Genomic DNA, 26,133 nt, shown 5'->3' with positions numbered 1-26,133 from the left:
AACGGTACCGGCGGCCACCCGCACCCACCAGTGCTGAAAACGAGGGTCCTCCCACATCGCTTCGCCATCACCCCGGTCGCCGGCGAAAGGTGTGATCTGCGTCGGTGAACTGTCGGAAGCGAAGCCCGACCCCAACTCGGAACTGTCGGCCGTGCGGACAGGTGTGATTGTCTGTCACCTGTGATGTCGAAGTCGGTCCGCGCCGGTATCCAGGCTCTCGCCTGGGCCGCGACGCTGGCAGGTTCGGTCGGGGTCGGATTGCACTTCAGCCGCTCGTCGGCGCAACCGCTGGTCCTGGGCGCTTCCATTGCGCCGTACCTGATGGCTTCCGCACCGGTCGCCCTGGCGGTGTGGGTGGCCGTGCGGCAGTGGCACGGCGTGGCAGTGGCGGCCCTCGTTGCCGCCGCCGCGGCATGGACCCAGGGTCCGCTGTATTTCGGCCACCCGGGTACCGCCGACGGCCCCGAACTGACAGTGATGCAGGCCAATCTCCTGTTCGACGGAGCCGACCCCCGGGCCCTTATCCAGGAGGTGCGGGACCGGAAGGTCGGTGTGCTCACCGTCAACGAACTCACACCGGCGGCGGTCGCGGATCTCGGCCGGGCCGGCCTCGACGAGGTGTTGCCGTACCGGTACCTCTCCCCCGGCCGGACCGCGGCCGGCACGGGGATCTGGAGCGCCTACCCGCTGTCGGAGACCGTCGAATACGACGGCTTCGTCCTGAACCAGCTCGCGGCGACGGCGAATATCCCCGGCGTCGGGCCGGTCACGGTGTACGCGTTCCATCCGGTGCCACCGGTCTACGGCACGCAGGTATGGGCCGACGAATTGTCCCGGCTGCGCGATATTCTCGGCCGATCGTCGGTCGGCCGGCCGGTGATCGCCGGCGGCGACTTCAACGCGACCCACGACCATTCGCAATTCCGCGCGCTGATATCGGGGCGTTTCCATGACGCGGCCGAACAAGCGGGCGCCGGACATCTCGTCACCTACCCGACCGACAAATGGTGGCCGCCGGTGGTCGGTATCGACCACATCGTTCTCGCGGACGCTCGCGCGGTCGCGGTGGAAACCGTCGGACTACCCGGCGCGGACCATCGCGCCCTGGCCGCGCGGGTCCGTCTGCCGGGTGCCTCCTGACGGGCGCGGATCATGGGTGACGCCGCCGCGGAAATCCTGTCCCGTAAGGCGCGATACAACACCGGCAACTGCTATTTCGACGCCACCGCCCTCATCGAATCCGGCCGGACCGGCCTGGTCGGAATACGGCGGCGGCACGAACCCGATCCCGGATATGTTCCTCGGCCGAGCTGTCGACCGTCGGACAGGGTTCGGTGAACCTCGTGGCGCCGGAGAACGAGGCCGGCGCCTCGGCTCAGGCTTCGATCGCGGTGCCGCAGATTCCGCACACCTCGAGTGAGCGGCGCTTCCAGCGTGCGACCGGGACGAAGAACACCGTGAGCTGTTTGAACTCTTGTACCCGCAGCCATTGCGTCGTGTTGTGGCAGCGTGGGCAGGTCCGGGTTCCGCCGGGGCCGAGGTTCCGCCGCTTGGTGCCGAAACCGAAGATGAAGAACATCAACCCAGCGTAGAGGGGAGACGGGACCCGCCCCATCGAACCGGCCGAGCGGGCGGGGCGGCACGGTCAGTCCGGTCGCGTGGCCACGACGGCGAAGTTCAGTGGGATCCGCGGCGCTTCCGGCGGCAGCGTCCACCCCTGCGGGCACAACACCAGGCCGGGGAAGGCAGGCCAGTCCATGGCGGGCAGTTCCTCCACCGCGGCGATCCGCAGCCCCGCTCGGAGCAGCGCGCCGACCACCTCGCCCAGGCCGTGCCGCCACTCGGACACGGTGTCGTGCGCGATCTGCCCGGACGAGTCCTCGGTATAGCTACCGGATTCGATGTAGATGCGGTGACCGCCGCCGCCCAGATAATCGTCGGTGATCTGCCAGGGCTCGAATTCCATGGATCCGAGGATCGGATGGTCGTCGCGGATCAGGAATAGCCCGCCGGGTTCGAGGAGGTCGTGGATCGACCGCGCCCAGTCATCCAGTTCGGGTAGCCATACAATGGTTCCGGCACTGGTGACTACGAGGTCGAACCGGCGGTCCAGCACGGCCGAGGCGAATCGTGCGTCGCCTTCCACGAAGGTGATCCCGCGACCGGCGGCCTGCGCGATCCGCGCGGCGTGCCTCAGCGAGTTGGGCGAGAAATCGAGCCCGTGCACTTCGACCGCGCCCAGGCGGGACCAGGAGAGTGTGTCGATGCCGATATGACACTGCAGATGCAACAGGGACCGATCCCGTACTCCGGATTCCGGCAGATGCGCGGCCAGCACCGCCAGATCATTGCGCACCACCGGAGAGATCCGTTCGGCATCGGCTACGAAGGCATCCACGTCGTACATGCGCGAACGCCGGTGGACCTCGGCCCGGTCGTCCCAGTTCGCCCGGTTGGCGGCAATCGCCGCGGCCTCGTCCATCATCGGTCCTTTCTACAGGTCGGTAGCACGGGCGACCTTTTTATCACACCCGTGATACAAACCTGAACCGATTTTCTAGACTGGACCGGTGCCGGTCCGAGTAGATGCCGAGGCGCGCCGCCGCCATATCGTCGACGCCGCGCTGCGCCTGATCGTGCGCGGCGGTATCGCCGCCGCGACCTTCCGGAAGGTCGCGGTGGAGGCCGACCTGAACGTGGGGTCGGTGCGGCACTACTTCGCCGACCACGAATCGCTGGTCGTGGCAGTGGCGGCCGAGGTCGGCAACCGGATGGGGCAACGCCTCACCCGTCACCCCGCACCCGGGAACGGGGACCGCGGGGCGGCCCGCGGGCACCTGCTCGCCGTGCTCGCGGAACTGGTACCGCTGGACGAGGAACGCCACCGGGAAGCCGTCGTCCTGCTGGAGATCATCGCCGCATCCCGGCTCGACCCGGCGTTCGGGCCGGTGGTGCGGCAGATGGCCGCGGATCTGCGACAGGTACTCACCGACGCGGTGGCCGCGACCGGCACCGCCGACCCGGCTTCGGCCGCCGCGCATCTTGCCGCGCTGATCTCCGGTTTGTCGCTGGACGCGGTCACGCCGCACGGGTCCGTCGACCGCGCGACGATTCTCACCGTGCTGGAACGACACGTAATGACCCTCTGAGACCACCGAGCCCGAAACGGGCGGTGTCCGAGAAAGAGGAAGCGCTGGAGGTCGAACGGCCGGGCAACCGATGACGAGTCGACAGCCGGGCGGAATACTCCCCCTATTACGCCGCCCCTGCCGTCGGCTCCCCTCAGAACGTGGCCGGCATACTCTCCCAGCCGCGCACTGTGGAGGTCGATGAGAGTTTGGCGTCGGACGCGTCGGCCTCCCACTCCGGGAAGCGTTTCAGGATCTCCTCCAGTGCGATCCGGCCTTCCAATCGCGCCAGCGCCGAACCCATGCAGAAGTGAGTGCCCACGCCAAAGGCCAGGTGCGGTTTGGCCTCCCGGTGGATATCGAAGACATCGCCGTCAGGCGCGAATTGGCGGTGGTCGCGGTTGGCGGCGCCGATGAGCATCATCATGGCGCTGCCCGCGGGCACCGTCGTGCCGTGGAATTCGATATCCCGGGTCACATAGCGGGCCACGTGCGGCGCGGGGGGTTCGAAGCGCAGCAGTTCCTCGATGGCGGCGGGAATGAGAGACGGGTTCTCGACGAGTTCGCGGCGCTGGTCGGGGTGTTCGGAGAGGACCTTGCCCGCCCAGCCGATCAGCCGGCTGGTGGTCTCGTTACCGGCCACGGATACGAAATTGATGTAGGCGAGCACCTCGGCGCGGGTCAGGTGGCGCAGGGTGCCGGTCTCGTCTTCGAATTCGACATCGAGCAGTTCGGAGATGATGTCATCGGAGGGGTTGTCGGCCCGCCAGTCGACGTACTTCCCAAGAAATTCACCGGCCAGGCTCTCCGCCGAGAACTGCATCGGCTTGCCCTCTTCGGTGCGTGTCAGGTCGTTGGCACGATCCCGGACCGCCTCCTGTTCCTCTTCGGGAATGCCGAGCAGCATGCCGATGGTCCGCATGGGCATCTGCGCGCCCAGGTCGGCGATGAAATCGATACGGCCGGTGCCGACGAACGGGTCGAGGCTGCGCCGGCAGAACCCGCGCACCTTTTCTTCCAGCGCGGAGATCTTGCGCGGGATGAACATGCGCGACAGCAGTTTGCGGTGCATGGTGTGGACGGGTGGATCCTCGAAGAGCAGCACACCCGGCGGGATCTCGATATTCGTCTGGACGAGTTCGATGATCGCGCCACGCGCCGAACTGAAGGTTTCCTGGTCCATCAGGGCGGCATTGACGTCGGCGAACCGGCTCAGTGCGTAGAAATCGTGGGTTTCGTTGTAGTAGAGCGGTCGCTCGTCGCGGAGCCGTTTGAACATGGGATACGGGTCGGCGTTCAGCTCGACATCGTAGGGGTCGTAGTAGATGTTGCCGGGCAGACTGGTCGTCACAGGTCGTTTCCTCTCCGGGAGTTGTGCGGCGTGGTCATCACGTCACAGGTAGCGGTTTACGCCGAAGGCGAGCTTGTCGTGTTCGAACTCGGCATCCTCGGCCGCAATCGCCAGGCGCATGGCGGGAATCCGCCGCAGCAGGGTTTCGAAGACGATCTGTAATCCCCCTGGGCCGGCTGCTGGCCGACGCACTGGTGCGGGCCGAAACCGAAGCCGACGTGCGAGCGGGCCGGGCGGGTCAAGTCGAGCTTGTCGGGCTCGGGGAACTGGGCAAGATTCCAGTTGGCCGGGGCGAGGTCGATGATCAGGCCCTCACCGGCCCCGGGATCGTCTGAGCGCCGATCTCGGTATCGTCGAGCGCGGCTCGGCGCTGACCGTTCTGGATGATGCTGAGATAGCGCAGCAGCTCCTCGTCCCGGCCGCTACCACCGCGCCCACGCCCCGCTACTCGGTCAGGACAACCACGCGGTACTGGCCGAACTCGGATACAGCACGGCGGAGGTGGCCGCTCTCGAACGCGACGGGGCGGTGGGCGGGACACCACGCTTCTGATCCACATTGACAGCATGATGTCGTATTGACAGGATATTGTCATGATCCCGAAATTCGTGCACGTGGCCGTCTTCGACACCCTCGCCGACTGGGAGGTGGGCGCGGCGACCGCGCATATCAACAACGACGCCTGGCACCGCGAACCCGGCGCCTACCGCACCCGTACCGTCGGCATGAGCACCGAGCCCGTCACCACCATGGGTGGTATGCGCATCGTGCCCGATATCGCCCTGGCCGAACTCGCCCCGGCCGACAGCGCCATGCTCATCCTGCCGGGCGCCACCGGCTGGGAACGCGGTGAGCTCGACGCCTTCACCCGGAAGGCCCGCGAATTCGCCGCGGCCGGCGTCCCGGTCGCCGCGATCTGTGGCGCGACCTTCGGCCTCGCGCGGGCGGGTCTGCTCGACGAACGCCGGCACACCAGTAATGTCGCCGCATTCCTGGCCGCCAGCGGGTACGCGGGTGGCGACCACTACGTCGACGAACCGGCGGTCACCGATCGCGGGGTGATCACGGCGAATTCCACCGCGCCCTTCGAGTTCGCGCGCGAAGTGCTGGCCGCCCTGGAGATCTACGAACCCGAGGTACTCGACGGCTGGTACCGCCTGTTCGGCGCGGGAGATCCGGCGGGTTACGCGGCCCTGGCCGAGTACGAGGCGCGGCAGGCAGCGGTCTGAGGTCCGGGCATCGTGCAGAATTCCGAGCAGCAGCTGTTCAGTACGGCCGCCCTCACCTCGTTTCGGCTCAACGGCCAGTTCCTCGCGATCGCCGAGGACCTGGCCGGGCCTGCCGGTCTCACCGCCGCCTGGTGGCAGGTGCTGGGCGCCGTACTGCACGAACCGCTCCCGGTGGCCGGCATCGCCCGGGCAATGGGTGTCACCCGGCAGGGGGTCCAACGGATCGCCGACCTGCTGGTGGAACGCGGTCTCGCGGAATACCGGCCGAATCCGGCGCACCGCCGCGCGAAACTGGTCGCGATGACCGACGCGGGTCACGCCGCGGTGACCCGGATCACGCCGCGGCACGCCGAGTTCGCTGCCCGGCTCACGGCCGAACTCGGTATCGAGCGCCTGACCGAGATAGTGGCCGCGCTCACCGACCTCTCCACGGCCGTGACAGTGCTCGAACCGCCCGAATGAGCCGGGTACCGCTCAGATACCGGCCAGCCGGCGCACGATGGACAGCGGCAGCACCTTCATCGCGTAGGCCAGCGGTACCCACGGCCACGCCGGGCAGTAGGCCTTGAACCGACGCTTCTCGATCGCCGACACCATGGAGCGGACCCCGGTGCGGGTATCGACCAGGAAGGTGGGCGGATGCGCGGCCTTGTCGTTCATCTCCGAAGCGATATAGCCGGGATAGATGATCGAGACATCCACCCCCGGGACCCGTTCCGCGGCGATGCCCTCGGCCAGCGCGGCCACCCCGGCCTTGCTCGCGGCGTAGGCGGTCATCGTCTTGGGCATACCGCGGACCGCGGAGATCGATGAGATCACCACGAGATGACCGCCGCCCTGCGCGCGGAAGATCTTCATGGCCGCCTCCAGCTGAGCCATGGCGCCGAGGAAATTGGTCTGCACGGTCTGCCGGTTGGGGCGTTCGCCCCCCTTCCCGAACGGCACCCCTTTGCCGAGACCGGCATTGACGATCACCCGGTCTATCCGGCCTAGGTCGGCGGCGAAACCGTCGAAAACCTCGGGCACCGCGTCGAAATCGGTGACATCCAGTTCGGCGACCCGCACCCGGGTCCCGGGATGCGCCGCCTCGATCTCCCGGGCCAGCTCGCCGAGCCGCTCCGTGCGCCGGGCGCACAGGGCCAGGTCGTAGCCGACGGCGGCGAACTGCCGCGCCATCTCGGCGCCCAGACCCGAACTCGCACCGGTGATGAGGATCGAACCTTTGCCCACTGTGCTGCGTCTCCTGCGTTCGGGCCGGCACCGGTGCCGGGTGCGGCGTTGATCGGCGGTGCCCCGAGCCTAACGGCTGCGCGGACGCCCACCGTCGGTTCCGGCGCGGACAGGCGACGCGCCGCACCAGGCGACCGGACTCGGCACGGTCGCCGGTACCGACTCAGCGAGCGGCCCGGACCCGCTGCGACGCCGGTGCCACGAACGGGGTGAGGGCCTGTTCGATCTGCTGGTGCGAGGGCCGGCTGTATCGGCGTCCCGGAAGTCCGTCCTCGGGCGCGCCGGTGGCCGCGCGACACGGATCCGGCACCGCGGCAGCGGGATCCGTACCGAACGCGTCGCCGGTGATCTCCATCGCGGCCAGCCGGCTCCCGGTGCGGGCCTCGTACACGGTGAGGCGATAGACCGCCGTGAAGAGGTTGAGGGTGCGGCCCACCGGCTGTCCGGGTGCGGGCGGGTACTGGCAGGTGTGCACGAGTTCCCCGCGGCGTTCCTGTCCCACGCACGCGACCAGCTGCACCGCACCGGAATCGATCGGCCGCCATACCGCCGAGGGCCCGAACGCGGTGTACTCGGCCAGTTCCTCGCCGAGATACACCGGACTGGGCCCGGCCGCCGAATACGGTGCGGCGGCGGGATTCCCCTCACCGCCCGCGCACAGGTCACCGTATTCGGTGACATCGAATCGGGCGAAGCCGGACGCCGCGAAAACTGTCGCCGTCACGGCCGCGAGCGCCACCCCGGCCAACCCCAGTACCGCTGGATACCGCAGATCCTTCCCGCGGCGCACGGGTCCGCCGTGGGCGCGACTCTCCCAGGGCTCCCGGGGTGGCCGGGCCGCCGGGCGCGGACCGGACGCGGCCCGGCGCGCTCGCGCCGGAATCGCCCGGAGCCCGGCGAGACCCCGCCGCGCCGGCGCCGGGACGCGGTCACCGATCCGGTGGCCACCATCGGACTCGGAAGCAGGCGCCGCCCCGGGGAAGTCCCGGCCGCCGTGCCCGGGTGAACGGGACCCGATACGGGCGGGGCCGGCCGGCTCGTCGTCCCCTTGCGAGCCGGCGAATTCGCGCGACACCGCCGGATCCGGCACTGCCCGTACGCCGGACTCGGCCGCACTCCCGTACCCGGCCGTTGTCGGCGCCGCACTGCCGTGCCCCGCTGTTGCCGCCGCTGGACCACCGTGCTCGACCAGGGCAGCGGCCGGATCATCGCGCACGGCCGTGGGTGCCATCGGAGCGCCGGGCTCGACCGATGCCGCCGGCGAGCCGGTCCGCGCCACCGGCTCCGGGCCGGCCTCTCGTTCCGAGCCCCCCCGCCGCGGCAGTGTTTCCACCGCCATACCAGCGGAAACACCATCGTCGCGCTCATCGCCGGTAACCCTTTCCCCGACACCGGATTCCCGCGCGGCCGGGCGCCCGGCGCCGTCCTCCACCCCGGCATCCGGACCGGGCAACCGTTGATCCGAGCCGGTCCGATCACGAGCCGAGGTAACCATGTCCCGCATACCGGCCGAGTTCGCCGCATCGCTCGCCACCGGGCGCTCGTCTCCGCTCCGCAGCTCGCCGGAATCGGCCGGGCCCGTATCGATTCCACGGGTGATCTCACCGCGCTCAGGATGCGCGTCCGGAGCGGCCATCGGTGCGGGTAGGGCGCTCGAAAACCGGAGCGGCGGGCCGGAGGGGTCATCCTGTTCCACGGAAGCACCGGGTGGCGCAGCCACGAATTCTTCGGTGACGTGTCCTTCCCGGGGTAGGCCGGACGTCGTGGATAGCGCTGCGACAGGGCCCGGTTCAGTCGAGGCCACCGGCTCCGCTGACCCGCCCGAAGCGGCACGAGTACCGGCAGTGCTGCCGGGCGCGACAGCGAACCCCTCCTGGCCGAGTGCGTCCGGATCGGGCAGATATCTTGTCGCTCCCAGGATCTCGAAGGCCCGCTCGATGTCCTCGCCGCGCCAGCGCATCGGGCCCGTAGCCGATCGCTCGAAATACTCGGTCAATCCCTCGGATCGACCGATCCGGACCAGGACGGTCTCGATACCGTCCTCCGGCGGCGGCGGTGTCCATGTGATCCGCGAACCGGTCTTGGGGATCAATACCACGAGTACATCGATATGTTCGGAGAGACCGTGCCGCCGGAAGAGCGCGGTCAGTTCGCTGCGCACTTTGCGCCCGCGCAGCACCGGATTCGGCGTGGACTTCCCGGTGCGCAGATCCGCGGCGCCGTCACCGAGTTGCCAGCGCCCGGTGGGTCCGGTGGTGAGCACACCGTGCTGGACCGAACCGAAATCGGCCAGTACCACCAGCGTGCAGGTGTACGGCGTCCAGATCAGCAGGTCGGTGTCCGGCGCGGACCGGCGGCGCGAACGCTGTTGCGGCGAACCGAGCAGTGCCACACCGCCCGTCCGGCCGGCGCCGGGGCCCCAATCGGAGACGAGTCGCCGGACGAAACGTTGAACACCCGACAATTCGGTGCTCTGCACGCGTACAATCACGGCGACCCCTACTTCGGTGACCACGAAACCCGCGCACACCACAGGGGCGCCAGGGACACTCGAATCTCCCTGGCGCACAGTGCGATTGGATGCGCCGTCGTCCATGGTAGCAACACACAGGACGGCGCACGAGGGGCTGCGCCCGCATCACTGCGCTCGCAGTCGGGCGGAGACCGGCCACCGGGACTCTCCTCACACCGGACACGCCCGATTCCGCCGGACAGCACCCGGACGGCCGACCAGCGCGGTACGTTTTATACACCAGAGCCGGTCTGGTAGTGCGGCCAGCCATCGGTAGAAGCGGTGACGCGAGCTGCACGCGGTTGTCCGGGACCGCTTCGAGGAGAACGTCGCATGTCGCAGCACGAGCTATCCCACGAGGTCGTTTCACTGGTCGCGGAAGGCGAGGTACTGCGGCTCGATGCCCAGCCCGTCGACTACGCGATAGTCATCCTCTATTTCGTCTTCGTCCTCGGTATCGGGCTACTGGCCCGGCAACGGGTGTCGTCGAGTATGGACTTCTTCCTCTCCGGACGGTCCCTACCGGCCTGGGTCACCGGGCTCGCGTTCATCTCGGCCAACCTCGGCGCGGTCGAGATCATGGGCATGTCGGCCAACGGCGCCGAATACGGTTTCCCCGCCTTCCACTACTTCTGGATCGGTGCGGTCCCGGCCATGCTCTTCCTGGGTGTGGTGATGATGCCGTTCTACTACGGCTCCAAGGTGCGCAGCGTGCCGGAGTTCATGCGCCGCCGCTTCGGTACCGGCGCGCATCTGGTGAACGCGCTCAGTTTCGCGCTGGCCCAGGTCCTCATCGCGGGGGTCAACCTCTATCTGCTCGGCACCATTCTCAATGTCCTGCTGGGCTGGCCACTATGGGTGGCGGTGATCGCGGCGGCGATCATCGTGCTCTCCTACATCACCCTGGGTGGGTTGTCGGCGGCGATCTACAACGAGGTGCTGCAGTTCTTCGTCATAGTGGCCGCGCTGCTCCCGCTGACCCTCATCGGTCTGCACCGGGTAGGCGGCTGGGACGGATTGCAGGACAAAGTGGCTGCCTCCCCCGGCGGCCCCGCACAGCTGGACTCCTGGCCGGGTAACGCGTTGTCGGGCTTCGCCAATGATTTCCTGTCCATCCTCGGCATCGTGTTCGGCCTCGGCTTCGTGCTCTCGTTCGGGTACTGGACCACCAACTTCGTCGAGGTGCAGCGCGCCCTGGCCACCCATTCCATCGCCGCCGCGCGCCGCACCCCGATCATCGGCGCCTACCCGAAGATCCTCATTCCGCTGATCGTGATCATTCCCGGCATGATCAGCGCGGTACTGGTCCCGCAGATGGCCCAGTACAAAGCGGCGGTCACCGCGAACCCGGACGTGGAAAGCGACGTCACCTACAACCAGGCGCTGCTCTACCTCATGAAGGAAGTGCTGCCCAACGGTTTACTCGGGGTGGGCCTGGCCGGCCTGCTGGCCGCCTTCATGGCCGGGATGGCGGCCAATGTCTCGGCCTTCAACACGGTGTTCAGTATCGACCTGTGGCAGCAGTACGTGGTCAAGGACAAATCCGACGGCTACTACCTGCGGGTGGGCCGGCTGGCCACGGTGGGCGCCACCATCGCCGCCGTCTTCACCGCCTTCATCGCGGGCGGGTTCAGCAACATCATGGACTACCTGCAAACGCTGTTCAGTTTCTTCAACGCACCCCTGTTCGCCACCTTCATCCTGGGCATGTTCTGGAAACGGATGACTCCCACGGCCGGTTGGACCGGCCTGGTGGCGGGTACCGCGGTGGCGGTGACCATCTTCGTCCTGAACCAGACGGGGGTGTTCTCGCTCTCGGGCCAGGGCGTGAGCTTCGTCGCCGCCGGCGCCGCCTTCGTGGTGGATATCCTGGTCAGCGTGGCCGTGACGCTGGTGACCGCACCGAAACCGGCCGCCGAGCTGGTCGGGCTGGTCTACTCGGAGACACCGCGCGAACTGCGCACAGACCCCGAGGCCGCCACCCTGCCCTGGTATCAGCGCCCGGTCCTGCTGGCGGGTATCGCGCTGGTGCTCGTGATCGTCCTCAATATCGTCACCGGATAGGACAACCATCGTGCTCTTCGATATCCGCACCATTGTGGGCAGCCTGCTCGGCCTCTACGGCATCATCCTGGCGATCACCGGACTCGTGCACGACACCGTCGACGAGGAGGCGAAGACCGGAGGGATCAATGTGAACCTCTGGGCCGGCCTGGCTCTGCTGGTGGTCGCCGTGGCCTTCGTGACGTGGGCGCTACTGCGCCCGGTGGCGGTCGACCGGCCCGATCGTGAATCGACGGCGGACAGCACTACGACCGGCGCCGACTGATCGGCCGAACACCGGACGATACAAAGCGCCCGTCCGCGGCGAAGCGGGCGGGCTCTTCCGCGGATCGGCGGAGCTCAGTCCGGCAGACCCAGCGCGAAGCCGATCGCGATGAGCAGGCAACTGATGACGGCGACAGCCACGATGATCCACATGGGGCAAGCGTACGAAACCGGACGCGCGCCCCGGGGACCGGGTCGCCGGTCCGGGCGCCGCGGCCCGGACCGGCTCGGCCGGAGATCAGGGCACGACCTCGACCACATCACCCGGGTTCAGGTAGTGGTAGACCGCGACGGCGCCGGGTTCGGTCAGCCGGATGCACCCGTGCGATTTGTGTTCTACCGGCCCGATGTGGAACGCGATATCGCCGTTGAAGAAGACCGCGTAATGCATCGGGGCGTTGTGCATGGTGCTCCAGTGGTACAGCTCTTTGAACGCGACGCGGAAGACGCCGGGCGGGGTCTCGAAGCCCTCCATGCCGTGCGACATCGGCGTCGGCCCGTAGACGACCTTGCCGTCGTCCATCAACCAGACCTCGTTGCTGGACAGCCGCAGGCAGGCCCGGGCCGCCGTCGAGCAGGGCGCCTGGGTCGGGATGACGGCCGGTGCGCCGGGGACGTCCGGTCCGTTCGGCCAGAGTGGTTCGGCCAGCGCGGGCGTTGTGGGCGCCAGCACGGCCGCCGTGATACCGGCGAGTACGGCCGTACGGCATATCCGATGGAGGAACTGTCCGTTGCTCATCTCGTGCCGACCTCTTTTCGTCGATTTGCCGCCGCATCCGGCGAGGGATAGCAAATTCCGAGCGAAATCAGAGACCTACACGAAGGTAACCGAATATGCCGGGCTGTGGGCGATCGACACCGTAGCTGCATCGAATCGAGACCCGACCCGGCGGCTGTTCGGCAAACTGCAGGCGATCAGGCGACACTCCAGCTATCGGGGGTCGAGCCGCGGCGCCGCCCACGGCGCCGACGCTGATAGAACACCTCCTCCACCGATATGTTGGGCACCTGCTCGACGATTCCGGCCAATCGCGCGTCCAGCCGGAGCTCGGCGATCCGCCGGTGCAGCCCGGCCCGCCGCTCCGCCGGCAACCCCGCCCAGATCGCGCCGATCCGGCGTTGCGAGGGATGATCGGCGAGAGCCACCAGCCGGAGCAGTTCCGGCCACAGGTCGTCGGCGTTCGCGATCTCCGGCAGTTCGGCGATCCGCTCCACCGGCATCCGCACCAGCAGGCCGACGATAAAGCGCTGCACATCGGGATGGGTACGTTCGGCCAGCAGCAGCAGACCCCGCCACGGCCCGGGATAGAACGCGATCACCAGGGATTCGACGATCGCGGTGAGCGCGGCGGTATTGGCGAAGATCGGGTTCATCGCCATCCGCTGCAGGGCCGGGTGACCGAGCTTCGAGATGAAGGTCATCAGTTCCGGCGCGGCGCCCTTCTGGATGACGTGGGCGGCGAGTTTGCTCAGCGCTTCCGGACCGGCGATCGCGAGCAGGATATCCCCGATCTCGGATACCACGTCCCGGGACGCCCGCGACATCACCGAGATCGCCGCCTCCTTCAGTTCCGGCGAACCGGCCAGCACCGTCTCCATCATTCGCGGAATCCGATTCGACCGGCCGTTCAGCAACTGGCGCAGTATGTTGCTGATGGCGGGCGCGGAGTACGCGTAGGCGGCGGAGAAGATGATGCCCTCGTCATCCAGCGTCCCGTACTCGACCGCCTCGACGAATTTCGGTTTGGCGTACTCGAGAAACGGCCCGACGGTGATGTGGTCTTTGCGGCGCAGGACCTCGTTCACGATGGCGACCAACGGCTCGGAAGCCATGATGTCGCCCAGTTCGCCGAGCGCCTTGGGATCCACATACGGTGTACAGTCCGCGGCGTACTCGGTTTTGAGCATGGTGAGCGTCTCGGCGGCCGCATCGGGGTACTCGACGCCGACCGCTCCGGCCGCTCGGCCGGTCATCATGGGCGGCACGATCCGCTGGACCAGGGGCAGGGACACCGTAAGGGGAATAATCGGGATCAGGCGCCCGATCCGTTTGAACATCTCGCCGTGGTACTCGAAGATCCGGCCCGACATCCGCTGTTCGAGTTCGTGCAGGTGTTCGGCGCCCAGACGTTCGAGGTAGGCGATACGTTCGACAGGCACGTGTAGCGTGCGCGCGAGCAGGATCATCTGCGCGCGGGTGACCAGATCGCTCATCCTTCGAGTTTGTCCCCGAACATGATCCGGCGGGTGATCGTCCGGAACGGCGGGGGGAAGAACCGGATCATTCCGTTGACAGCTTCGATGAGCAGGTCCTTCTCCTGTTGCTGGGCACTGCGGAACAATCCGAGCAGATCCTCGATCTCGGAGTCGGAGAGCATTTCCGACGCGGCAGTGGGTCCGTTCAGTTCGCGGACGAGTTCGGTTTTGGCACTCATTCTGCTCCTGTGTATCGATCAGGGGCCGGCGGCCGCGACAACCGCCGACACCGGGAATTACCCGCCCGACGATATGCCGAATCGTCGTGAACGTAAGGGCATTCACAACTGGTGTTACCTGCCTGCGATTTGTGCTGTGGGACACCGTCGGGGTGCCGCAGACGCTACCGCAGGCCGGGTCCGGTATCAGCGGCTCACGGCCGGGGTAGTGTCCCCGTTCCGTGCCGCCGCCAGATGCCGACGCAGGAACAGCAGCTGGTAGGCCACGGCGGAGTCGAAGAACGGGTTGCCCGGCCGGGTTCCGAAGTGGTCGCAGGGATAGTGGCGCACCTCGACCCGTGCCGCGAACGCCGCCCGCGCCGTGGCGTGCGGTGGGGCGCCGCGATCGAAATCGGCGATCTGCACGAGGACGGGCAGGTTCGGCCCGGTGGCCGCCCGACTCTCGGTCGAATCGGTCGGACCCGACGGGGCCTACCGGATGATCGGGCCGAGCGAAGGCGATCCCGGTATCACCGCGGGTCCCGCGGGCGGCCCCGGGCTGCCCTGGGGCGCGACGGTGCGCAAATTCTACGGCGGCACCAAACGCGATCTCATCGACAGTATCGCGCCGGCCCGCGAAGGCCTGATCGCCGCGCGCCCCCAGCGGTTCCCGCTGGAAGGAGGGCGCGCCTACGAACTGCTCGAACAGGGCAGGATCCGCGGTCGCGCGGTTCCGGTGCCCTGAGCGGGCTCACTTCGAGTCGGTCGCCCACATATTGCTGAGCAGCGTATGGCTGGGGGTATCGGCCAGCGATTGCGAGGATTCGTAGATCCGGACGTAGGAGGTGGCGTGAATACGCCAGACCCCGTCGGCGCCGCGTCGGTAGCGGTCGGTGTAATACCCGGCGCCGCGGATCAGTACCCCGAAATCCGTGGCCAGTACCGTGTCCTCGAACAGCCAGCTACCGGTCGCGGTGTCACCGTCCACGGTGATCTCCGGATGATTGGCCACATGGGTGGTGACGATGCCGGGGCCCATGTTCTCGCGCATGAAACCGACCACCGCGTCGCGCCCGTCGAGGGTGAGTTCCTTACCCATGGCGTGGGTGCCGTAGCGGGCTTCGATCTCCGGATCCAGCGTGGCGGCGAAATCGTCCCACTGTTTCAGATCCAGAGTGCGGAAGTACCGGTACTTGAGGCCACGGAGAAGTTCGAGTGCCTGCAGATCCATGGAGCCACCATGGCACGGCGACCCGAACGCAGCAAGAACATGTTCTATTTCTCGTCGCGCCGCCCCCGTTTGCGCGGCCCGGATCGTGGTAATGCGCCGATACCGGACGACAGCTCGCGGCACCCGGCCCGTCGCGTCGGCGTTGCCACGCTATCCAGCAGCGACGGAGACAGCGATGAACAGTGCCGATCTACTGACCGAAGCCTTCGATCGAATCCGCGGCGCGGTCCACGAAGCGGTGGACGGACTCGACGAGCAGGCCCTGACCCACCGTCTCGATCCGGCGGCCAATTCCATCGCGTGGCTGGTCTGGCACCTCACTCGGGTACAGGACGAGCATCTGGCGGAACTACAGGGCGCCGAATCACTGTGGACGGGCCGCGGCTGGTTCGAGCGCTTCGACCTACCGATCGACCGGGACGCCACCGGTTACGGTGACACCCCCGCCGAGGTAGCCCTGATCAGCGCTCCGCCCGAACTGCTCACCGGATACCACGACGCCGTACACGCGCGGACGGCCCGGTTCGTGGCCGCGCTGGACGACCGGGACCTGGACGCGGTCGTGGACACGAACTGGGATCCGCCGGTCACCATGGGTGTACGCCTGGTCAGCGTGATCGCCGACGACCTCCAGCACGCGGGCCAGGCCGCCTTCGTCCGCGGCATCCTTTCCCGCGCTCCCGCCGACCGGACGGATCCGGCGGCGACCGGCTGATCCCGGCTCCGGCCGCCGGGCCGGCGGTGCCGGTCAGTCGCGCAGCGCCTGCTCGCGGAGCCAGCCGAGAGTGCGCGAGAGTATCCGCGAGATATGCATCTGCGAGACCCCCAGCTCCTCCGCGATCTGCGACTGGGTGCAGGACTCGAAGAACCGCATACGCAGCACCTGGCGTTCCCGCTCGGACAACTCGTCGAGCAGGGGTTCGATGGCCAGGTAATCCTCCAGCCAGCCGTAGGACGGCTCGTCGGCGCCCAGCGATTCCACCAACGGTAATGCCGAACTGTCGCTGTCCTCCCCGGTGGCGGGCGCGTCCAGCGAGGACGCCTGGTAGGCATTACCGGCGATGAGGGCCTGGGTCACCTCCACCACATCGATCTCGAGTTCGGCGGCGATCTCCTTGGCCCGCGGCACCCGCCCCAGCCGCTGCGAGAGGATCTCGATGGTGGGGCCCAGGTTGAGCTGTAGTTCCTTCACCCGGCGCGGCACCCGGACCGACCAGGTGTTGTCGCGGAAATGTCGGCGAACCTCACCCATGATGGTCGGGACGGCGAAGGACAGGAACGACGAACCACGCGAGACATCGAAGCGGTCCACCGCGTTCACCAGGCCCAGCCGAGCCACCTGGAGCAGATCGTCGTAGTTCTCGCCGCGTCCGGAGAACTTCCTGGCGATATGCTCGGCCAGCGGAAGACACCGCCGCATGATCTCCGCGCGCAGGTCGGCGCGGGCGGGGTCACCCTCCGCGAGAGCGGCCGCTTTGCCGAACAACGGCTCGATATTGTCGTAAGTGTCGTGGCCGCGATGGCGGCGTGAAGGCCCGGGATCCGCCCGTGCTCCTTCACGCGCCATCGGCGCCTCCTCGGAACCAGCTGAACTCGACATCGGTCGGGTAACCACCACTCGCCACGTCGTAGGGATGCTGTTCCACACTGACCGAGCGGGTCAGCGTCCGCACGATATGCCAGCCGAATCCCTCCTGATCGCGGAGCGAGTCGACCTCCGAGATCGAGGTTACGCGCACTGTCATGCGATGCTCGTCGTAATCGAAATCGCAGGTCAGACTCGAATCGGGAACAGCCGCCGCAATCAACGACGTAGCCACCTCGTCGAGGGCGAGCCGGATATCGGTCACCTCGTCCAGACCGAAATCGGCAATCAGCGATACGGTCTCGGCCAGCGCGCGCAGCATCACCAGCTGCTCGTGCCGGGCCGGAATCCGTACGCCCACCGTCGTATCCGCCGATGTCGTATACACGGAATCGGAGACACTCTCCCCCATGCGCATCACCACCTCGTTCCTACCGCCCGCACCTCGGCGGGCGGGGGGCGCCCGCCGGGCCCCGTCGGTGCCCGTGACCGTCGGTGACGCCGCGGTTCATCTTTATCTCGGATGTCGGCCTGATTGTCACATGCGCACATACCCCGGCCGGAATCGCCGAAACCCCGCCCAGTTCACGTGTGGTCGATCCGTTCGTGGACGGTCAGCAGCAGATGATCGAATTCGGTGCGCAGTGCGGGCGCGGCGTGATCGACCGTGGGCAGTTCGGCGACCAACTGCGCGGCCAGCGCCCGGAGTTTGGTGTTGGTCTCCTGGGAACGCCAGATCAGCACCCGGAACGCCTGGTCGGCACTGATCCCGTACACGACCATCAACGCGCCCTTGGCCTGCTCGATCACCGCTCGTGCCGCGTAGAGACCCGGCAGTGTGTCGTGCAGAGCCTCCTCCCGCTCTTCGGCGAGCGTCTCGGTGAGGTCGATGTAATAGCCCGTGGAACCGATGACGGTGCCCTGCTCATCGGTCATCACATCGGCCACCACGATCACCTGCTTGTCTCGGCCGGCGCGGTCGACTATGCGATGCCTGCTGCAGAACGGTGTCTCTTCGGCCACCGATTTCGCCAGGGCGTTCGCCACCTGGGCGCGATCATCGGGGTGCATGTGGCCGAGCAGCAGCTCGGTGCTGGGCGTCAGCGGCGCGGCCGGGTAACCGTGCATCTCGGCGACGGCTTCCGACCATTCCCAGCGTTGGTCGGCGAACCAGAAGCGGAAGGCGCCCGCACACTGCGAGACGCTTCCGATCGAGTCCAGTAGTTCCTCGGCGACAACGCCGTCTTCTAGCGACACGCCTCGAGTATCGACTGCTCCCGCGCGGAAAGCGACACCGCCCCGGCTGCGCGCGCAGCCGGGGCGGTGTTCTCCTGGACGAACGCGGGTCAGCTCGCGAGCGCGCTGCTCAGGCTCGGAAAATACCGGAACTGAGGCCGGACACCCGCGACCTCGAGCGCCCGCTCCACTTCCTTACGGCCGCTGACCACCCGAAGTTCCACCCCGGCCCGCCACGCGGCGGCCTTGGCTTCGGTGAGGAGGACGGCGGCGCGAATGCTCATGAACGTGGTGGCACGCAGGTCGAGCACCACGGCGTGGCACAGGCCGGCGCGGCACCGCTCGAGCAGATCGCGCAGTTCGTCGTGCATTACGGCATCCAACTCGCCTTCGACACGGGCGATCACACATTCGGGGTGTTCGGTACTACGTCGCGACCACATACGGCCGGTGGTCACCGGTCGTGGGTCGCGCTTCCGTTGCTGATCGACCTGGTACCGGGCGGTGGTAACCGACATATCAATCCCATCCCTTGCTGGTGGGGATTTCCGGTTGGCGTACGCGCTACGGGCGGATATCGGAACGGGAGCCGGTCCCGCTCATCGAACCCGAGCACCGAGGGATACGCGGTACCGGGATCGGCTGCATGTTTTCAACCTGCCGACCATTCTGGCACGGTCGGCCGACGGTGTACACCGCCGCCGACCCCGGAATATCCTGTCGTACACACCACCGTGCGGCTGGATAGAGATGTTTATCCCCCGTGCCATCGGCTATTGCGCACAGGCACAGGGCCGGGTCGGACCGGTCGACCGAACAGGGGCGGAGGTTCCGGAATGGCTTCTCTGACCGCGGTGGCGCTGGTGTGCTCGCTGAAGAGCTCACCGGCCGGATCCAGTAGCGATCTGCTGGCCCGGCAGGTGCTCGACGAACTCGCGGAACACGATGTGACGGGCGAGGTGATCCGGGTCGTCGATCACGATATCCGCCCGGGCGTCAGCGCCGACGAGGGCGACGGCGACGAATGGCCGGCGGTCCGGGCCCGCGTCACCGGCGCGGATATCCTGCTCTTCGCGACCCCGACCTGGGTCGGCCATATGTCGTCGGTGGCGCAGCGCGTACTGGAAAGACTCGACGCCGAATGTCGGAAACCGACGACGCCGGACGACCCGCCATGTTCGGCAAGGTCGCCCTGACTGCGGTGGTCGGAAACGAGGACGGCGCCCACAAGATCACCGCCGACCTGTTCCAGGGCCTGAACGATATCGGCTACAGCCTGCCCGCCCAGGGCGGGACCTACTGGAACGGCGAAGCCATGAGCGGCGTCGACTATCTGGATCTGGACGAGGTCCCCAGCGCGGTCGCCTCCACCAACGCGACCGCCGCCCGCAATGCGGCGCACCTCGCCCGAGCCCTGCGCGGAGCGCCCTATCCGGCCGGGTGACGTGCGGCGCGTCCCGCTGTCCTCCCCGGATCCGAAGTTCGATGCCTCCGAAAGGCGGATCATGGTCGAAACACTCACCCCGCGCGAGACCGCCGTCACCGCGCCGCCGCTCCCCGTGGCCCGCGGCCCGCTGTCGGAGGCCGTGCTGACCCTGCTGCGGGACGCGCCCGGCCGGCCGGTACCCGAGGTCCCCGACGACCTCGACCCCTACGGTGACGATTTCCAGCTGACCCTGCACACCTGCTATGAGCTGCACTATCAGGGTTTCCGTGGCGTGGATGCCGACTGGGAGTGGGATCCGGGGCTGCTGCGGATACGCACGGAGCTCGAGCGGCGGTTCCTCGCCACCCTGCGCGCCGAGGTACCCGGAGGTACCGATGTCACCGCGGAACTGGAGCGATTGCTCACCGTGCCGGTAGCCGGCGGTGTCCCGGGCCGGCTGCGCGACGACGGTTCCTGGTGGCAGATACGCGAGTATTTCGTCCAGCGCTCGATATACCACCACAAGGAGGCCGATCCGGTGGCCTGGGTGATTCCCCGCCTGCGCGGCCGGGCGAAGGCCGGGTTGGTGGCGATCGAGTTCGACGAGTTCGGCGGCGGGCACGGGGACCGCATCCACGCCCGGCTCTACGCCGACCTGCTGCGCGGCGCGGGCCTGTCCGACGGCTATCTGCACTATGTGGACGTCGTCCCCGCCTCCACGCTCGCCCTGGTCGACATGATGTCGCTGTTCGGCCTGCGCCGTTCACTGCGAGGGGCGGTCGTGGGCCACTTCGCGGCGGTGGAGATCACCTCCTCACCGGCTTCGAAACTGATGGTCGAGGCGCTACAGCGGTTCTCCGCACACCCGGACTGCGTCCGGTTCTACAGCGAGCACGTGACCGCCGACGCCGTCCACGAACAGGTGGTGCGCCGGGAGGTACTCGACGACCTGCTCTCCCGTGAACCCGGACTGGCCGAATCGGTGGTTTTCGGCATCCAGGCGACCGACCTCCTCGAGGACCGGTGCGCGGACCAGATGCTCGACCGCTGGCGCGTGGGCGAGAGCTCGCTGCGGACGACGGAACGGTGAGTCCGGTGTTGGTCCGTGTGCCCGGCGTCTATCGTCCTCAGCCGGATACCCGGCTACTCGCCCGGGCGATGACCGACGCTGCCCTACCGCGCGACGCGCAAGTACTGGACGCGTGCACCGGAACCGGTGCGCTGGCGATCCACGCCGCACGGTCGGGGGCGGCGACGGTCACCGCGGTGGACCTGTCGCGGGCCGCGCTGGCCTCGGCCTGGTTCAACAGCCGGCTCTACGGAGTGCGGCTGGAGTTGCTGTGCGGAGACGTCACCCGGGTGGTCGAGGGCCGCACATTCGACGTGGTGGTCGCCAACCCGCCGTATGTACCCAGCGAAACCCGCCCGCCGGAGGACGGCCCCGCGCGCGCCTGGGACGCCGGCTGGCACGGCCGCCATCTGCTGGACCCCTTGTGCGAGATGATGCCGCGGGTGCTCGCCATCGGCGGTACCGCCCTGATCGTGCACTCCGCTGTCTCGGGTATCGCCGCGACCCTCACCCGTTTGCGTGCGGGCGGGCTGAAGGCGAACGTGGTGGCCCGCACCGTCATCCCGTTCGGGCCGGTGATGCGCGGCCGGCAGGAGTGGCTGCGCGAACGCGGGCTGATCCAGCCCGAACAAGAGCACGAGGAACTGGTGGTGATCCGTGCCGACCGAACCCGCTGATACACCGGCCGGTCCCGACGAGTTGCTCGCCGCGATCCGCCCCGCCGACCCCGCCGCGGCGAACGACGGGGCGATGGTGGACGACGCTCCCCATCCCCGGCCCCACCCGGCCCCCACCCCACCGGATGCGGCGGACCCGGTGCGCCGAATCACGTTCACCGCGGAGGGTCCGGCGCTGGTGGAGGGCCCGCTGGAGGTGGTTACCCCGGACGGTGACCGCATCCTCGCCGACCGTTTCCTGGTCGCGCTGTGTACCTGCAAACGTTCCGGTAGCTACCCGCTGTGCGATACCAGCCATCGCCGCCGGGCCAGGCGCTCCGGAAATGATCGAGAAGGGAGGTAGAAGGTATGTCGTCCATGGACCCCGACCCCGCCGAAACCCCCGATCTGGAACCGGGCGGCGGAGTACCGCCGGGTTCCACACCGCCCGATACCCCGCAGACATCCGGGTTGTCCGCGGCGGAGCCGGCCACGCGGCATCACTTCCCCCCGACCGGAGTCCTGGCGGTGGTGCTGACGATCGCCCTGGTAGCGGCGTTCGTGGTGGTGGCGGTGGCCCTGGTGATCACGGTCGTGAGCTGATTGGCGGCGCCTTTTCCGGGTAGCCGCCCGGTATGGCTCCGACCCATCAGCAATTGCTGCATGCGCTGACGCGAGCCGCGAATGCGCTGACGCACCACGACGTCCCCTTCGCCGTGGCGGGCGGTTGCGCGGTCTATGCCCGGGGCGGACCACCCTCGGATCACGACGTCGACCTCTTCGTCAAACCCGCCGACTGCGGCCGGGCGCGCAGCGAACTGGCCCGGGCGGGACTGCGAATCGCCGACGCGGCCGAGGATTGGCTCACCAAGGCCTATGACGGCGACACCCTCATCGATGTCATCCACCGGCCCAACAACCGCGAAGTCGACGATGCCCTGCTGGCCCGGGCGGAGCTCATGCGGGTCGGTCCGACGATGGCGCCGGTGGTACACGGCACCGACCTGCTGGTCGACAAACTGCTGGTCTTCGACGCGCACCGGCTGGACCTGAGCCCGCTCCTCCGTATCTCCCGCGATCTTCGCGAACAGGTGGACTGGCCGTCGGTGCGCGTCCAGACCGAACATTCGCCCTACGCGCGGGCGTTCCTCGGGTTGATCGACGATCTCGGCATCGCCGATACCCGGGCCGATGATCGAACCTCAGGAAAGGCCGGATAGATGTCGGAAACCCAGAACCGTCCGCCGGGCCGGCCACCGGAGTACCTGGCCGCCGAACTACACCGGGCTTTGACCGAGGACCCGCGCTGCGCCGAACAGGGCGTGCGGGTGCGGATCCGGGGCGACGTGGTGGTACTCGACGGGGAAGTGGGTACCGCGGAGCGACGACGCCGGCTCGAGGACGTGGTACACGAGATCGCCCCGGACGCACAGATCCACAACGACGTACACGTGACCGCAACGCCCGGCCCGGGCGAATGCGAGAACCTCGGTGACTGACACCGGGCGGAAGGAGTGCACCGATGCGGATCGCCGCTGTGGGGGATGTCCATCTGGGGACCGATTCGCGGGGCATGCTGCGTCCCGCGCTACGCGATCTACCGGAACACGCCGATGTACTGCTGCTGGCCGGTGATCTGACCAATCACGGGACCCTGTCCGAAGCCGAGGTGGTGGCCACGGAATTCGCCGATGTCGGCGTCCCGGTTATCGCGGTCCTGGGCAATCACGACCATCACAGCGATCTCTCCGACGAGATCACCGAGATGCTGGCCGTGGCCGGGATCACGGTCCTCGAGGGTGAGGCCACCACGCTCACGATCGGTGACCGCACCCTGGGTGTCGCGGGGACGAAGGGCTTCGGCGGCGGTTTCGCCGGAAAATGCGCCAGCGTGTTCGGCGAACACCTGATGCGCGAGTTCGCCGGGCACACCGTGGAGTTGGCCACCCGGCTCGATACCGCGCTGGCCGAGCTGGACACCGATATCACGGTGGTCCTCACCCACTACTCCCCCGTCAGCGACACCCTGCACGGGGAACCGCGGGAGATCTACCCGTTTCTGGGTTCCTATCTTCTCGGTGAGCCCATCGACACCCACCGGGCGGATCTGGCGCTGCACGGGCACGCGCACGCCGGATGCGAACGCGGCACCACACCCGGCGGTATCCGCGTCCGCAATGTCGCCCAGCCGGTCATCCACTCGGCCTTCGCGGTGTACGAGCTGCATCCACGACAGACGCATGTGCGCGAGCACAGCGAGAGCGCGTTGACCGGCTGACCGTGGCCGCCTACTGGGCGAACGCGGCCTCGATACCGTCGAACCAGGCGGCCTCCTCCAGCAGCCGGGTGCTGCGCCAGCCGTCGGGAGTCCGGATCAGGTCGTGGTTGTACCAGCCGCCACAGGTGAACTGTTTACCCGGGGACACGATCATCGGGTTGAAGAACATCGCCCGCACCTTCGCGGTATGGCCGTCGAGGTCCGCCGCGATATTGGAGATGAAATGCTGGGTGCGGGCGAACAGGTTCAGCTGTTCGGCCAGCCGGGCCACCACGGTGTCGACATCGCCGACCGGACCGCCGGCCGTGCTGTAGTCGATCTGCGCGTCGGCGGTGAATACCGTCCGGTACAGCGCCCAGTCCTTGCTGTCGACGGCGGTGGCGTAGTGGGTGAGCAGATCGGTGATCTCGAGCCGATCGGCGAGGGTCGCTGGATCCATCCCTCCATACAACCGCACCGCCGCGGTGTCCGGGCGGGTTCGGTCTCAGCGGCCACGAAAGATCCGGCGCCACCAGGGCACGCCGGGCGCGGGGCCGGGGCGGGCGATAGCCGGGCGCCGGGCCGCGGCCACCCGGGTGGCCCGCTCCCGCCAGTCCCGGACGACCGCGTCCGCGTCGACCGGCGCGACCGGCACCTGCGGACCGGTGGGCATCCGCAACCAGTCGACGATGCGCCCGTTGAGCTCGGCGACCGTCTCCCGTACCTCATGTTCGGACTCGGCGTCGCGGACCGCCTCCGGTAACCGCTCCACATCACGGCGCAGCAGCAGCGAAGGCGGCAGCATGGCGTCGCCGCTCACTCCTTCGCGACGCAGATAGTCACGTAACCACGCGTTCTCGTCGTGGTAGGGGTTCCCGGCGCCCGGTAGCGGTTCACCGGCGCCGGCGAGGTTCTCGAAGTCGCCGCGTTCGGTGGCTTCCCGGATCTTGCGATCGACCCAGGACTCGAAGTCGACACCCACGGGTTTGCGCTCGGTCATCGTGCCTCCTCACCGTCTCCCACCACGGTATCGCTGTCCCCTGACCGCGGCACCGCTGGTGACCCGTGCGAGGCGCGGGTCACCAGCAGGCTCAGGCCCCGTTGGTGGAGGTGCTGCGGGCACGGCCGGAACGGGCCCGGCGGCGCTCCGCCTGGAGGTCGGCGAGCTCCTGTTCGAGAATATCGGCGACCCGGAACTGGCCGGTGTCGTAGCCGTCCGAGGAGCGCACGACGTCGAGGAACTCGTCGGTCTCCTTGTCTCCGGACAACTTGCCCTTGCCCTCCCCGGAGCCGTTCCGGGCGCTGTCGGCGGAACCCTTACCCAACCCCGAGAGCTTCTTGGGCTTGGTCACCGGAAGTTTGTCGGTGGTATCGGCGGTTTTCGTGGTGGCCGAATCCCCTTCGAACAGGGGCGAATTGGCCGCCATCTCATCGAGCAGCGAGCTGGTCCGCCCGATCAACCCGGAAGTGACCTCCGCCAGATCCCCCGACCGGCGTTTTCCCGTATCACCGCCCTTGCTGTCCGACCGGAAGGCCGGACCGCTCGATACGGACCCCGATGTCTTCATACCGGCCGGTTCCAGCGCGGCCGGTTTGGCCTCGGATTCGACGGCCGGAATTTCGGTGGCCGGCTTCGCGTGATCGAGCCGCAGGCTCACCCGGGGCAGATTGTTGCGGATCTGATCCGCCGGGTCGGGCAACACGCGGACTTGTTCGGTGGCCCGCAGAATCGCCATACCGTAGCGACTGCTCGCCGCGTCGTGGATGAGCAGCGCGACACCGATCATCACCGGGGCGACCGCGTGCACGGCGGCGTCGTACCATTCGCCGAGTCTCAGATAGGGGTAGGTGTTCAGTCCGACGGTCAGGGTGAGCAGCGCGATCTCGGCGGCGGCCACCTGTTTACGGTTGTTGATCACCCCCCACTCCGCGACCTTGTTGGTGCCGATCATGATGATGATCAGGCAGACACTGATCATCGCTTCCAGCAGATAGCTGAACCAGAACAGCGGATCGGACGCACCGGTGGGAGCGATGTTCTGCTGCACATTGACGGCCGACCAGAGCATCCCCGCACCGACCACACCGGCCAGCGCACGCAACGACCAGGACCGATGCCGGTACAGCGATGCGAGTTTGGCGTGCGGACTGGACTCCCGGCGCTGAGCGGCGATGGCTTTACGGGCGAGCAAGAGGTCGCGCATATCCGCCTTCTCGATCTGCTCGGTGGTCTGTCTGGCCCGATCGTTGGCCGAGGCGACCGCTTGGATCTCCTTCCAGCGCTGCCCCCGCTCCTGTTCGCGGATGCGCTCGGCGAGATCACGTTCGGCGCGCAACTCCGATTCCGACAGTGCCTCGGTGAGGGCGGGGTCGAACTGGTAGGCCAGCCGACCTCGAGCATGTTCGACGCGCTGAGCCAGTTGCGTGACATCGTCCTCGAGTGGCGGTTCGACAGTCATTACGGCTCCCGCCTCGGGTGAT

31 protein-coding genes and 3 pseudogenes are annotated in these 26,133 nt (G+C 67.8%); 16 read left to right on the top strand and 18 right to left on the bottom strand.

The window, feature by feature from the left end:
- The first annotated feature begins 183 nt into the window (after positions 1-183).
- Positions 184-1,140, top strand: a complete 957-nt coding sequence (locus tag NGR01S_RS10120) for an endonuclease/exonuclease/phosphatase family protein (protein WP_063035931.1) — start codon at positions 184-186, stop codon at positions 1,138-1,140.
- 235 nt (positions 1,141-1,375) lie between these two features.
- Here the strand turns inward: NGR01S_RS10120 and NGR01S_RS10110 are convergent, their stop codons facing one another.
- Complete coding sequence (locus NGR01S_RS10110) at positions 1,376-1,579, bottom strand: zinc-ribbon domain-containing protein (RefSeq protein ID WP_063035929.1); 204 nt, start codon at positions 1,577-1,579, stop codon at positions 1,376-1,378.
- A 66-nt stretch (positions 1,580-1,645) separates the two neighbouring features.
- On the bottom strand, positions 1,646-2,482 hold the full coding sequence (locus NGR01S_RS10105; protein WP_157107225.1) for a class I SAM-dependent methyltransferase: 837 nt from the start codon (positions 2,480-2,482) through the stop codon (positions 1,646-1,648).
- An 88-nt stretch (positions 2,483-2,570) separates the two neighbouring features.
- On the opposite strand from NGR01S_RS10105, the gene NGR01S_RS10100 reads away from it, so the two are divergent.
- The gene (locus NGR01S_RS10100; RefSeq protein WP_063035927.1) at positions 2,571-3,149 is read left to right on the top strand and encodes a TetR/AcrR family transcriptional regulator; all 579 of its coding nucleotides are present in this window, start codon (positions 2,571-2,573) and stop codon (positions 3,147-3,149) included.
- Between the two features lie 133 nt (positions 3,150-3,282).
- Here NGR01S_RS10100 and NGR01S_RS10095 read toward each other — a convergent pair whose 3' ends face one another.
- Together NGR01S_RS10095 and NGR01S_RS32400 are read right to left on the bottom strand one after the other, a co-directional pair.
- On the bottom strand, positions 3,283-4,407 hold the full coding sequence (locus tag NGR01S_RS10095; protein WP_157107224.1) for a cytochrome P450: 1,125 nt from the start codon (positions 4,405-4,407) through the stop codon (positions 3,283-3,285).
- A gap of 114 nt (positions 4,408-4,521) precedes the next feature.
- Positions 4,522-4,891 (bottom strand): annotated as a pseudogene (locus tag NGR01S_RS32400) (cytochrome P450); the annotation flags it as partial.
- A gap of 181 nt (positions 4,892-5,072) precedes the next feature.
- Between NGR01S_RS32400 and NGR01S_RS10090 the strand changes: the two are divergent.
- Complete coding sequence (locus NGR01S_RS10090; protein ID WP_174551689.1) at positions 5,073-5,708, top strand: type 1 glutamine amidotransferase family protein; 636 nt, start codon at positions 5,073-5,075, stop codon at positions 5,706-5,708.
- 9 nt (positions 5,709-5,717) lie between these two features.
- Positions 5,718-6,170, top strand: coding sequence for a MarR family winged helix-turn-helix transcriptional regulator (locus NGR01S_RS10085; RefSeq protein ID WP_063035925.1), 453 nt, complete (start codon positions 5,718-5,720; stop codon positions 6,168-6,170).
- Between the two features lie 12 nt (positions 6,171-6,182).
- On the opposite strand, the gene NGR01S_RS10080 is transcribed toward NGR01S_RS10085, so the two are convergent.
- Together NGR01S_RS10080 and NGR01S_RS10075 are read right to left on the bottom strand one after the other, a co-directional pair.
- Complete coding sequence (locus NGR01S_RS10080; RefSeq protein ID WP_063035924.1) at positions 6,183-6,938, bottom strand: SDR family oxidoreductase; 756 nt, start codon at positions 6,936-6,938, stop codon at positions 6,183-6,185.
- A 163-nt stretch (positions 6,939-7,101) separates the two neighbouring features.
- The gene (locus NGR01S_RS10075) at positions 7,102-9,429 is read right to left on the bottom strand and encodes a hypothetical protein (protein WP_218020753.1); all 2,328 of its coding nucleotides are present in this window, start codon (positions 9,427-9,429) and stop codon (positions 7,102-7,104) included.
- A gap of 354 nt (positions 9,430-9,783) precedes the next feature.
- Here NGR01S_RS10075 and NGR01S_RS10070 point away from each other — a divergent pair, with 354 nt between their 5' ends.
- The gene (locus tag NGR01S_RS10070; protein ID WP_063035922.1) at positions 9,784-11,514 is read left to right on the top strand and encodes a sodium:solute symporter family protein; all 1,731 of its coding nucleotides are present in this window, start codon (positions 9,784-9,786) and stop codon (positions 11,512-11,514) included.
- 10 nt (positions 11,515-11,524) lie between these two features.
- On the top strand, positions 11,525-11,779 hold the full coding sequence (locus tag NGR01S_RS10065) for a hypothetical protein (RefSeq protein WP_084480618.1): 255 nt from the start codon (positions 11,525-11,527) through the stop codon (positions 11,777-11,779).
- A 237-nt stretch (positions 11,780-12,016) separates the two neighbouring features.
- Here NGR01S_RS10065 and NGR01S_RS10060 read toward each other — a convergent pair whose 3' ends face one another.
- From NGR01S_RS10060 to NGR01S_RS10045, 4 genes and pseudogenes are all read right to left on the bottom strand, one after another.
- A complete protein-coding gene (locus NGR01S_RS10060) occupies positions 12,017-12,517 on the bottom strand; it encodes a L,D-transpeptidase (RefSeq protein ID WP_063035920.1) in 501 nt (166 codons plus the stop codon).
- Positions 12,518-12,693: 176 nt separating this feature from the next.
- Entirely contained in the window at positions 12,694-13,992 is a 1,299-nt protein-coding gene (locus tag NGR01S_RS10055; protein ID WP_063035919.1) for a hypothetical protein, read from the bottom strand.
- Positions 13,989-14,213 carry a hypothetical protein gene (locus NGR01S_RS10050; RefSeq protein ID WP_063035918.1) on the bottom strand — a complete coding sequence of 75 codons (225 nt, stop codon included), beginning with the start codon at positions 14,211-14,213 and terminating at the stop codon, positions 13,989-13,991. Before NGR01S_RS10050 ends, NGR01S_RS10055 begins: the two co-directional genes overlap by 4 nt.
- A gap of 186 nt (positions 14,214-14,399) precedes the next feature.
- Positions 14,400-14,633: pseudogene (locus tag NGR01S_RS10045) on the bottom strand (alpha/beta hydrolase); the annotation flags it as partial.
- 7 nt (positions 14,634-14,640) lie between these two features.
- On the opposite strand from NGR01S_RS10045, the gene NGR01S_RS10040 reads away from it, so the two are divergent.
- The gene (locus NGR01S_RS10040) at positions 14,641-14,937 is read left to right on the top strand and encodes an MDR/zinc-dependent alcohol dehydrogenase-like family protein (RefSeq protein WP_063035916.1); all 297 of its coding nucleotides are present in this window, start codon (positions 14,641-14,643) and stop codon (positions 14,935-14,937) included.
- Between the two features lie 6 nt (positions 14,938-14,943).
- Here the strand turns inward: NGR01S_RS10040 and NGR01S_RS10035 are convergent, their stop codons facing one another.
- Positions 14,944-15,423, bottom strand: a complete 480-nt coding sequence (locus tag NGR01S_RS10035; protein ID WP_063035915.1) for a nuclear transport factor 2 family protein — start codon at positions 15,421-15,423, stop codon at positions 14,944-14,946.
- Positions 15,424-15,598: 175 nt separating this feature from the next.
- On the opposite strand from NGR01S_RS10035, the gene NGR01S_RS10030 reads away from it, so the two are divergent.
- Positions 15,599-16,138, top strand: coding sequence for a mycothiol transferase (locus tag NGR01S_RS10030; protein ID WP_063035914.1), 540 nt, complete (start codon positions 15,599-15,601; stop codon positions 16,136-16,138).
- A 33-nt stretch (positions 16,139-16,171) separates the two neighbouring features.
- Here the strand turns inward: NGR01S_RS10030 and NGR01S_RS10025 are convergent, their stop codons facing one another.
- The 4 genes from NGR01S_RS10025 to NGR01S_RS10010 form a co-directional block, all read right to left on the bottom strand.
- Positions 16,172-16,990 carry a SigB/SigF/SigG family RNA polymerase sigma factor gene (locus tag NGR01S_RS10025; protein ID WP_063035913.1) on the bottom strand — a complete coding sequence of 273 codons (819 nt, stop codon included), beginning with the start codon at positions 16,988-16,990 and terminating at the stop codon, positions 16,172-16,174.
- Positions 16,980-17,420: an ATP-binding protein gene (locus NGR01S_RS10020; RefSeq protein ID WP_063035912.1), complete on the bottom strand. Its 441-nt coding sequence runs from the start codon at positions 17,418-17,420 to the stop codon at positions 16,980-16,982. The genes NGR01S_RS10025 and NGR01S_RS10020 overlap by 11 nt, the downstream gene beginning before the upstream one ends.
- Positions 17,421-17,593: 173 nt before the next feature.
- Positions 17,594-18,265, bottom strand: a complete 672-nt coding sequence (locus tag NGR01S_RS10015; RefSeq protein WP_063035911.1) for a PAS and ANTAR domain-containing protein — start codon at positions 18,263-18,265, stop codon at positions 17,594-17,596.
- A gap of 89 nt (positions 18,266-18,354) precedes the next feature.
- Complete coding sequence (locus NGR01S_RS10010) at positions 18,355-18,762, bottom strand: STAS domain-containing protein (protein WP_063035910.1); 408 nt, start codon at positions 18,760-18,762, stop codon at positions 18,355-18,357.
- Positions 18,763-19,080: 318 nt separating this feature from the next.
- Between NGR01S_RS10010 and NGR01S_RS10005 the strand changes: the two are divergent.
- The 8 genes and pseudogenes from NGR01S_RS10005 to NGR01S_RS09970 all read left to right on the top strand — a co-directional run bounded on the left by NGR01S_RS10005 (position 19,081) and on the right by NGR01S_RS09970 (position 23,673).
- Positions 19,081-19,688: pseudogene (locus NGR01S_RS10005) on the top strand (flavodoxin family protein).
- A gap of 61 nt (positions 19,689-19,749) precedes the next feature.
- Entirely contained in the window at positions 19,750-20,760 is a 1,011-nt protein-coding gene (locus tag NGR01S_RS10000; RefSeq protein ID WP_063036303.1) for an iron-containing redox enzyme family protein, read from the top strand.
- Between the two features lie 5 nt (positions 20,761-20,765).
- Positions 20,766-21,416, top strand: a complete 651-nt coding sequence (locus NGR01S_RS09995) for a HemK2/MTQ2 family protein methyltransferase (RefSeq protein WP_084480732.1) — start codon at positions 20,766-20,768, stop codon at positions 21,414-21,416.
- Positions 21,397-21,759: a CDGSH iron-sulfur domain-containing protein gene (locus NGR01S_RS09990; RefSeq protein ID WP_307718769.1), complete on the top strand. Its 363-nt coding sequence runs from the start codon at positions 21,397-21,399 to the stop codon at positions 21,757-21,759. The genes NGR01S_RS09995 and NGR01S_RS09990 overlap by 20 nt, the downstream gene beginning before the upstream one ends.
- Before the next feature lie 5 nt (positions 21,760-21,764).
- Complete coding sequence (locus NGR01S_RS09985) at positions 21,765-21,998, top strand: DUF6480 family protein (protein WP_063035909.1); 234 nt, start codon at positions 21,765-21,767, stop codon at positions 21,996-21,998.
- Between the two features lie 32 nt (positions 21,999-22,030).
- Complete coding sequence (locus NGR01S_RS09980; RefSeq protein WP_063035908.1) at positions 22,031-22,615, top strand: nucleotidyltransferase family protein; 585 nt, start codon at positions 22,031-22,033, stop codon at positions 22,613-22,615.
- Positions 22,616-22,894 (top strand): BON domain-containing protein, encoded by a 279-nt coding sequence (locus NGR01S_RS33145; protein WP_063035907.1) that lies wholly within the window; start codon positions 22,616-22,618, stop codon positions 22,892-22,894.
- 23 nt (positions 22,895-22,917) lie between these two features.
- Positions 22,918-23,673, top strand: a complete 756-nt coding sequence (locus NGR01S_RS09970; protein ID WP_063035906.1) for a metallophosphoesterase family protein — start codon at positions 22,918-22,920, stop codon at positions 23,671-23,673.
- Between the two features lie 10 nt (positions 23,674-23,683).
- Here the strand turns inward: NGR01S_RS09970 and NGR01S_RS09965 are convergent, their stop codons facing one another.
- The 3 genes from NGR01S_RS09965 to NGR01S_RS09955 form a co-directional block, all read right to left on the bottom strand.
- Positions 23,684-24,112, bottom strand: a complete 429-nt coding sequence (locus NGR01S_RS09965) for a nuclear transport factor 2 family protein (RefSeq protein WP_063035905.1) — start codon at positions 24,110-24,112, stop codon at positions 23,684-23,686.
- Positions 24,113-24,157: 45 nt separating this feature from the next.
- Complete coding sequence (locus NGR01S_RS09960) at positions 24,158-24,652, bottom strand: DnaJ family domain-containing protein (RefSeq protein WP_063035904.1); 495 nt, start codon at positions 24,650-24,652, stop codon at positions 24,158-24,160.
- A 91-nt stretch (positions 24,653-24,743) separates the two neighbouring features.
- Positions 24,744-26,111, bottom strand: a complete 1,368-nt coding sequence (locus NGR01S_RS09955; protein ID WP_063035903.1) for a hypothetical protein — start codon at positions 26,109-26,111, stop codon at positions 24,744-24,746.
- Positions 26,112-26,133 lie beyond the last annotated feature (22 nt).

Origin of the sequence: Nocardia grenadensis NBRC 108939 (genome assembly GCF_001613445.1) — a bacterium.
GTDB classification, from domain to species: domain Bacteria; phylum Actinomycetota; class Actinomycetes; order Mycobacteriales; family Mycobacteriaceae; genus Nocardia; species Nocardia grenadensis.
This window is presented reverse-complemented; position numbering and strand designations above follow the sequence as displayed.

Coding starts and splice junctions, on each gene's coding strand:
- NGR01S_RS10120 (WP_063035931.1), top strand. CDS start 184: ATGTCGAAGTCGGTCCGCGCCGGTATCCAGGCTCTCGCCTGGGCCGCG.
- NGR01S_RS10110 (WP_063035929.1), bottom strand. CDS start 1,579: ATGTTCTTCATCTTCGGTTTCGGCACCAAGCGGCGGAACCTCGGCCCC.
- NGR01S_RS10105 (WP_157107225.1), bottom strand. CDS start 2,482: ATGGACGAGGCCGCGGCGATTGCCGCCAACCGGGCGAACTGGGACGAC.
- NGR01S_RS10095 (WP_157107224.1), bottom strand. CDS start 4,407: ATGTTCAAACGGCTCCGCGACGAGCGACCGCTCTACTACAACGAAACC.
- NGR01S_RS10090 (WP_174551689.1), top strand. CDS start 5,073: ATGATCCCGAAATTCGTGCACGTGGCCGTCTTCGACACCCTCGCCGAC.
- NGR01S_RS10070 (WP_063035922.1), top strand. CDS start 9,784: ATGTCGCAGCACGAGCTATCCCACGAGGTCGTTTCACTGGTCGCGGAA.
- NGR01S_RS10060 (WP_063035920.1), bottom strand. CDS start 12,517: ATGAGCAACGGACAGTTCCTCCATCGGATATGCCGTACGGCCGTACTC.
- NGR01S_RS10055 (WP_063035919.1), bottom strand. CDS start 13,992: ATGAGCGATCTGGTCACCCGCGCGCAGATGATCCTGCTCGCGCGCACG.
- NGR01S_RS10050 (WP_063035918.1), bottom strand. CDS start 14,213: ATGAGTGCCAAAACCGAACTCGTCCGCGAACTGAACGGACCCACTGCC.
- NGR01S_RS10035 (WP_063035915.1), bottom strand. CDS start 15,423: ATGGATCTGCAGGCACTCGAACTTCTCCGTGGCCTCAAGTACCGGTAC.
- NGR01S_RS10030 (WP_063035914.1), top strand. CDS start 15,599: ATGAACAGTGCCGATCTACTGACCGAAGCCTTCGATCGAATCCGCGGC.
- NGR01S_RS10025 (WP_063035913.1), bottom strand. CDS start 16,990: ATGGCGCGTGAAGGAGCACGGGCGGATCCCGGGCCTTCACGCCGCCAT.
- NGR01S_RS10020 (WP_063035912.1), bottom strand. CDS start 17,420: ATGGGGGAGAGTGTCTCCGATTCCGTGTATACGACATCGGCGGATACG.
- NGR01S_RS10010 (WP_063035910.1), bottom strand. CDS start 18,762: ATGTCGGTTACCACCGCCCGGTACCAGGTCGATCAGCAACGGAAGCGC.
- NGR01S_RS10000 (WP_063036303.1), top strand. CDS start 19,750: ATGGTCGAAACACTCACCCCGCGCGAGACCGCCGTCACCGCGCCGCCG.
- NGR01S_RS09985 (WP_063035909.1), top strand. CDS start 21,765: ATGTCGTCCATGGACCCCGACCCCGCCGAAACCCCCGATCTGGAACCG.
- NGR01S_RS09980 (WP_063035908.1), top strand. CDS start 22,031: ATGGCTCCGACCCATCAGCAATTGCTGCATGCGCTGACGCGAGCCGCG.
- NGR01S_RS33145 (WP_063035907.1), top strand. CDS start 22,616: ATGTCGGAAACCCAGAACCGTCCGCCGGGCCGGCCACCGGAGTACCTG.
- NGR01S_RS09970 (WP_063035906.1), top strand. CDS start 22,918: ATGCGGATCGCCGCTGTGGGGGATGTCCATCTGGGGACCGATTCGCGG.
- NGR01S_RS09965 (WP_063035905.1), bottom strand. CDS start 24,112: ATGGATCCAGCGACCCTCGCCGATCGGCTCGAGATCACCGATCTGCTC.
- NGR01S_RS09960 (WP_063035904.1), bottom strand. CDS start 24,652: ATGACCGAGCGCAAACCCGTGGGTGTCGACTTCGAGTCCTGGGTCGAT.
- NGR01S_RS09955 (WP_063035903.1), bottom strand. CDS start 26,111: ATGACTGTCGAACCGCCACTCGAGGACGATGTCACGCAACTGGCTCAG.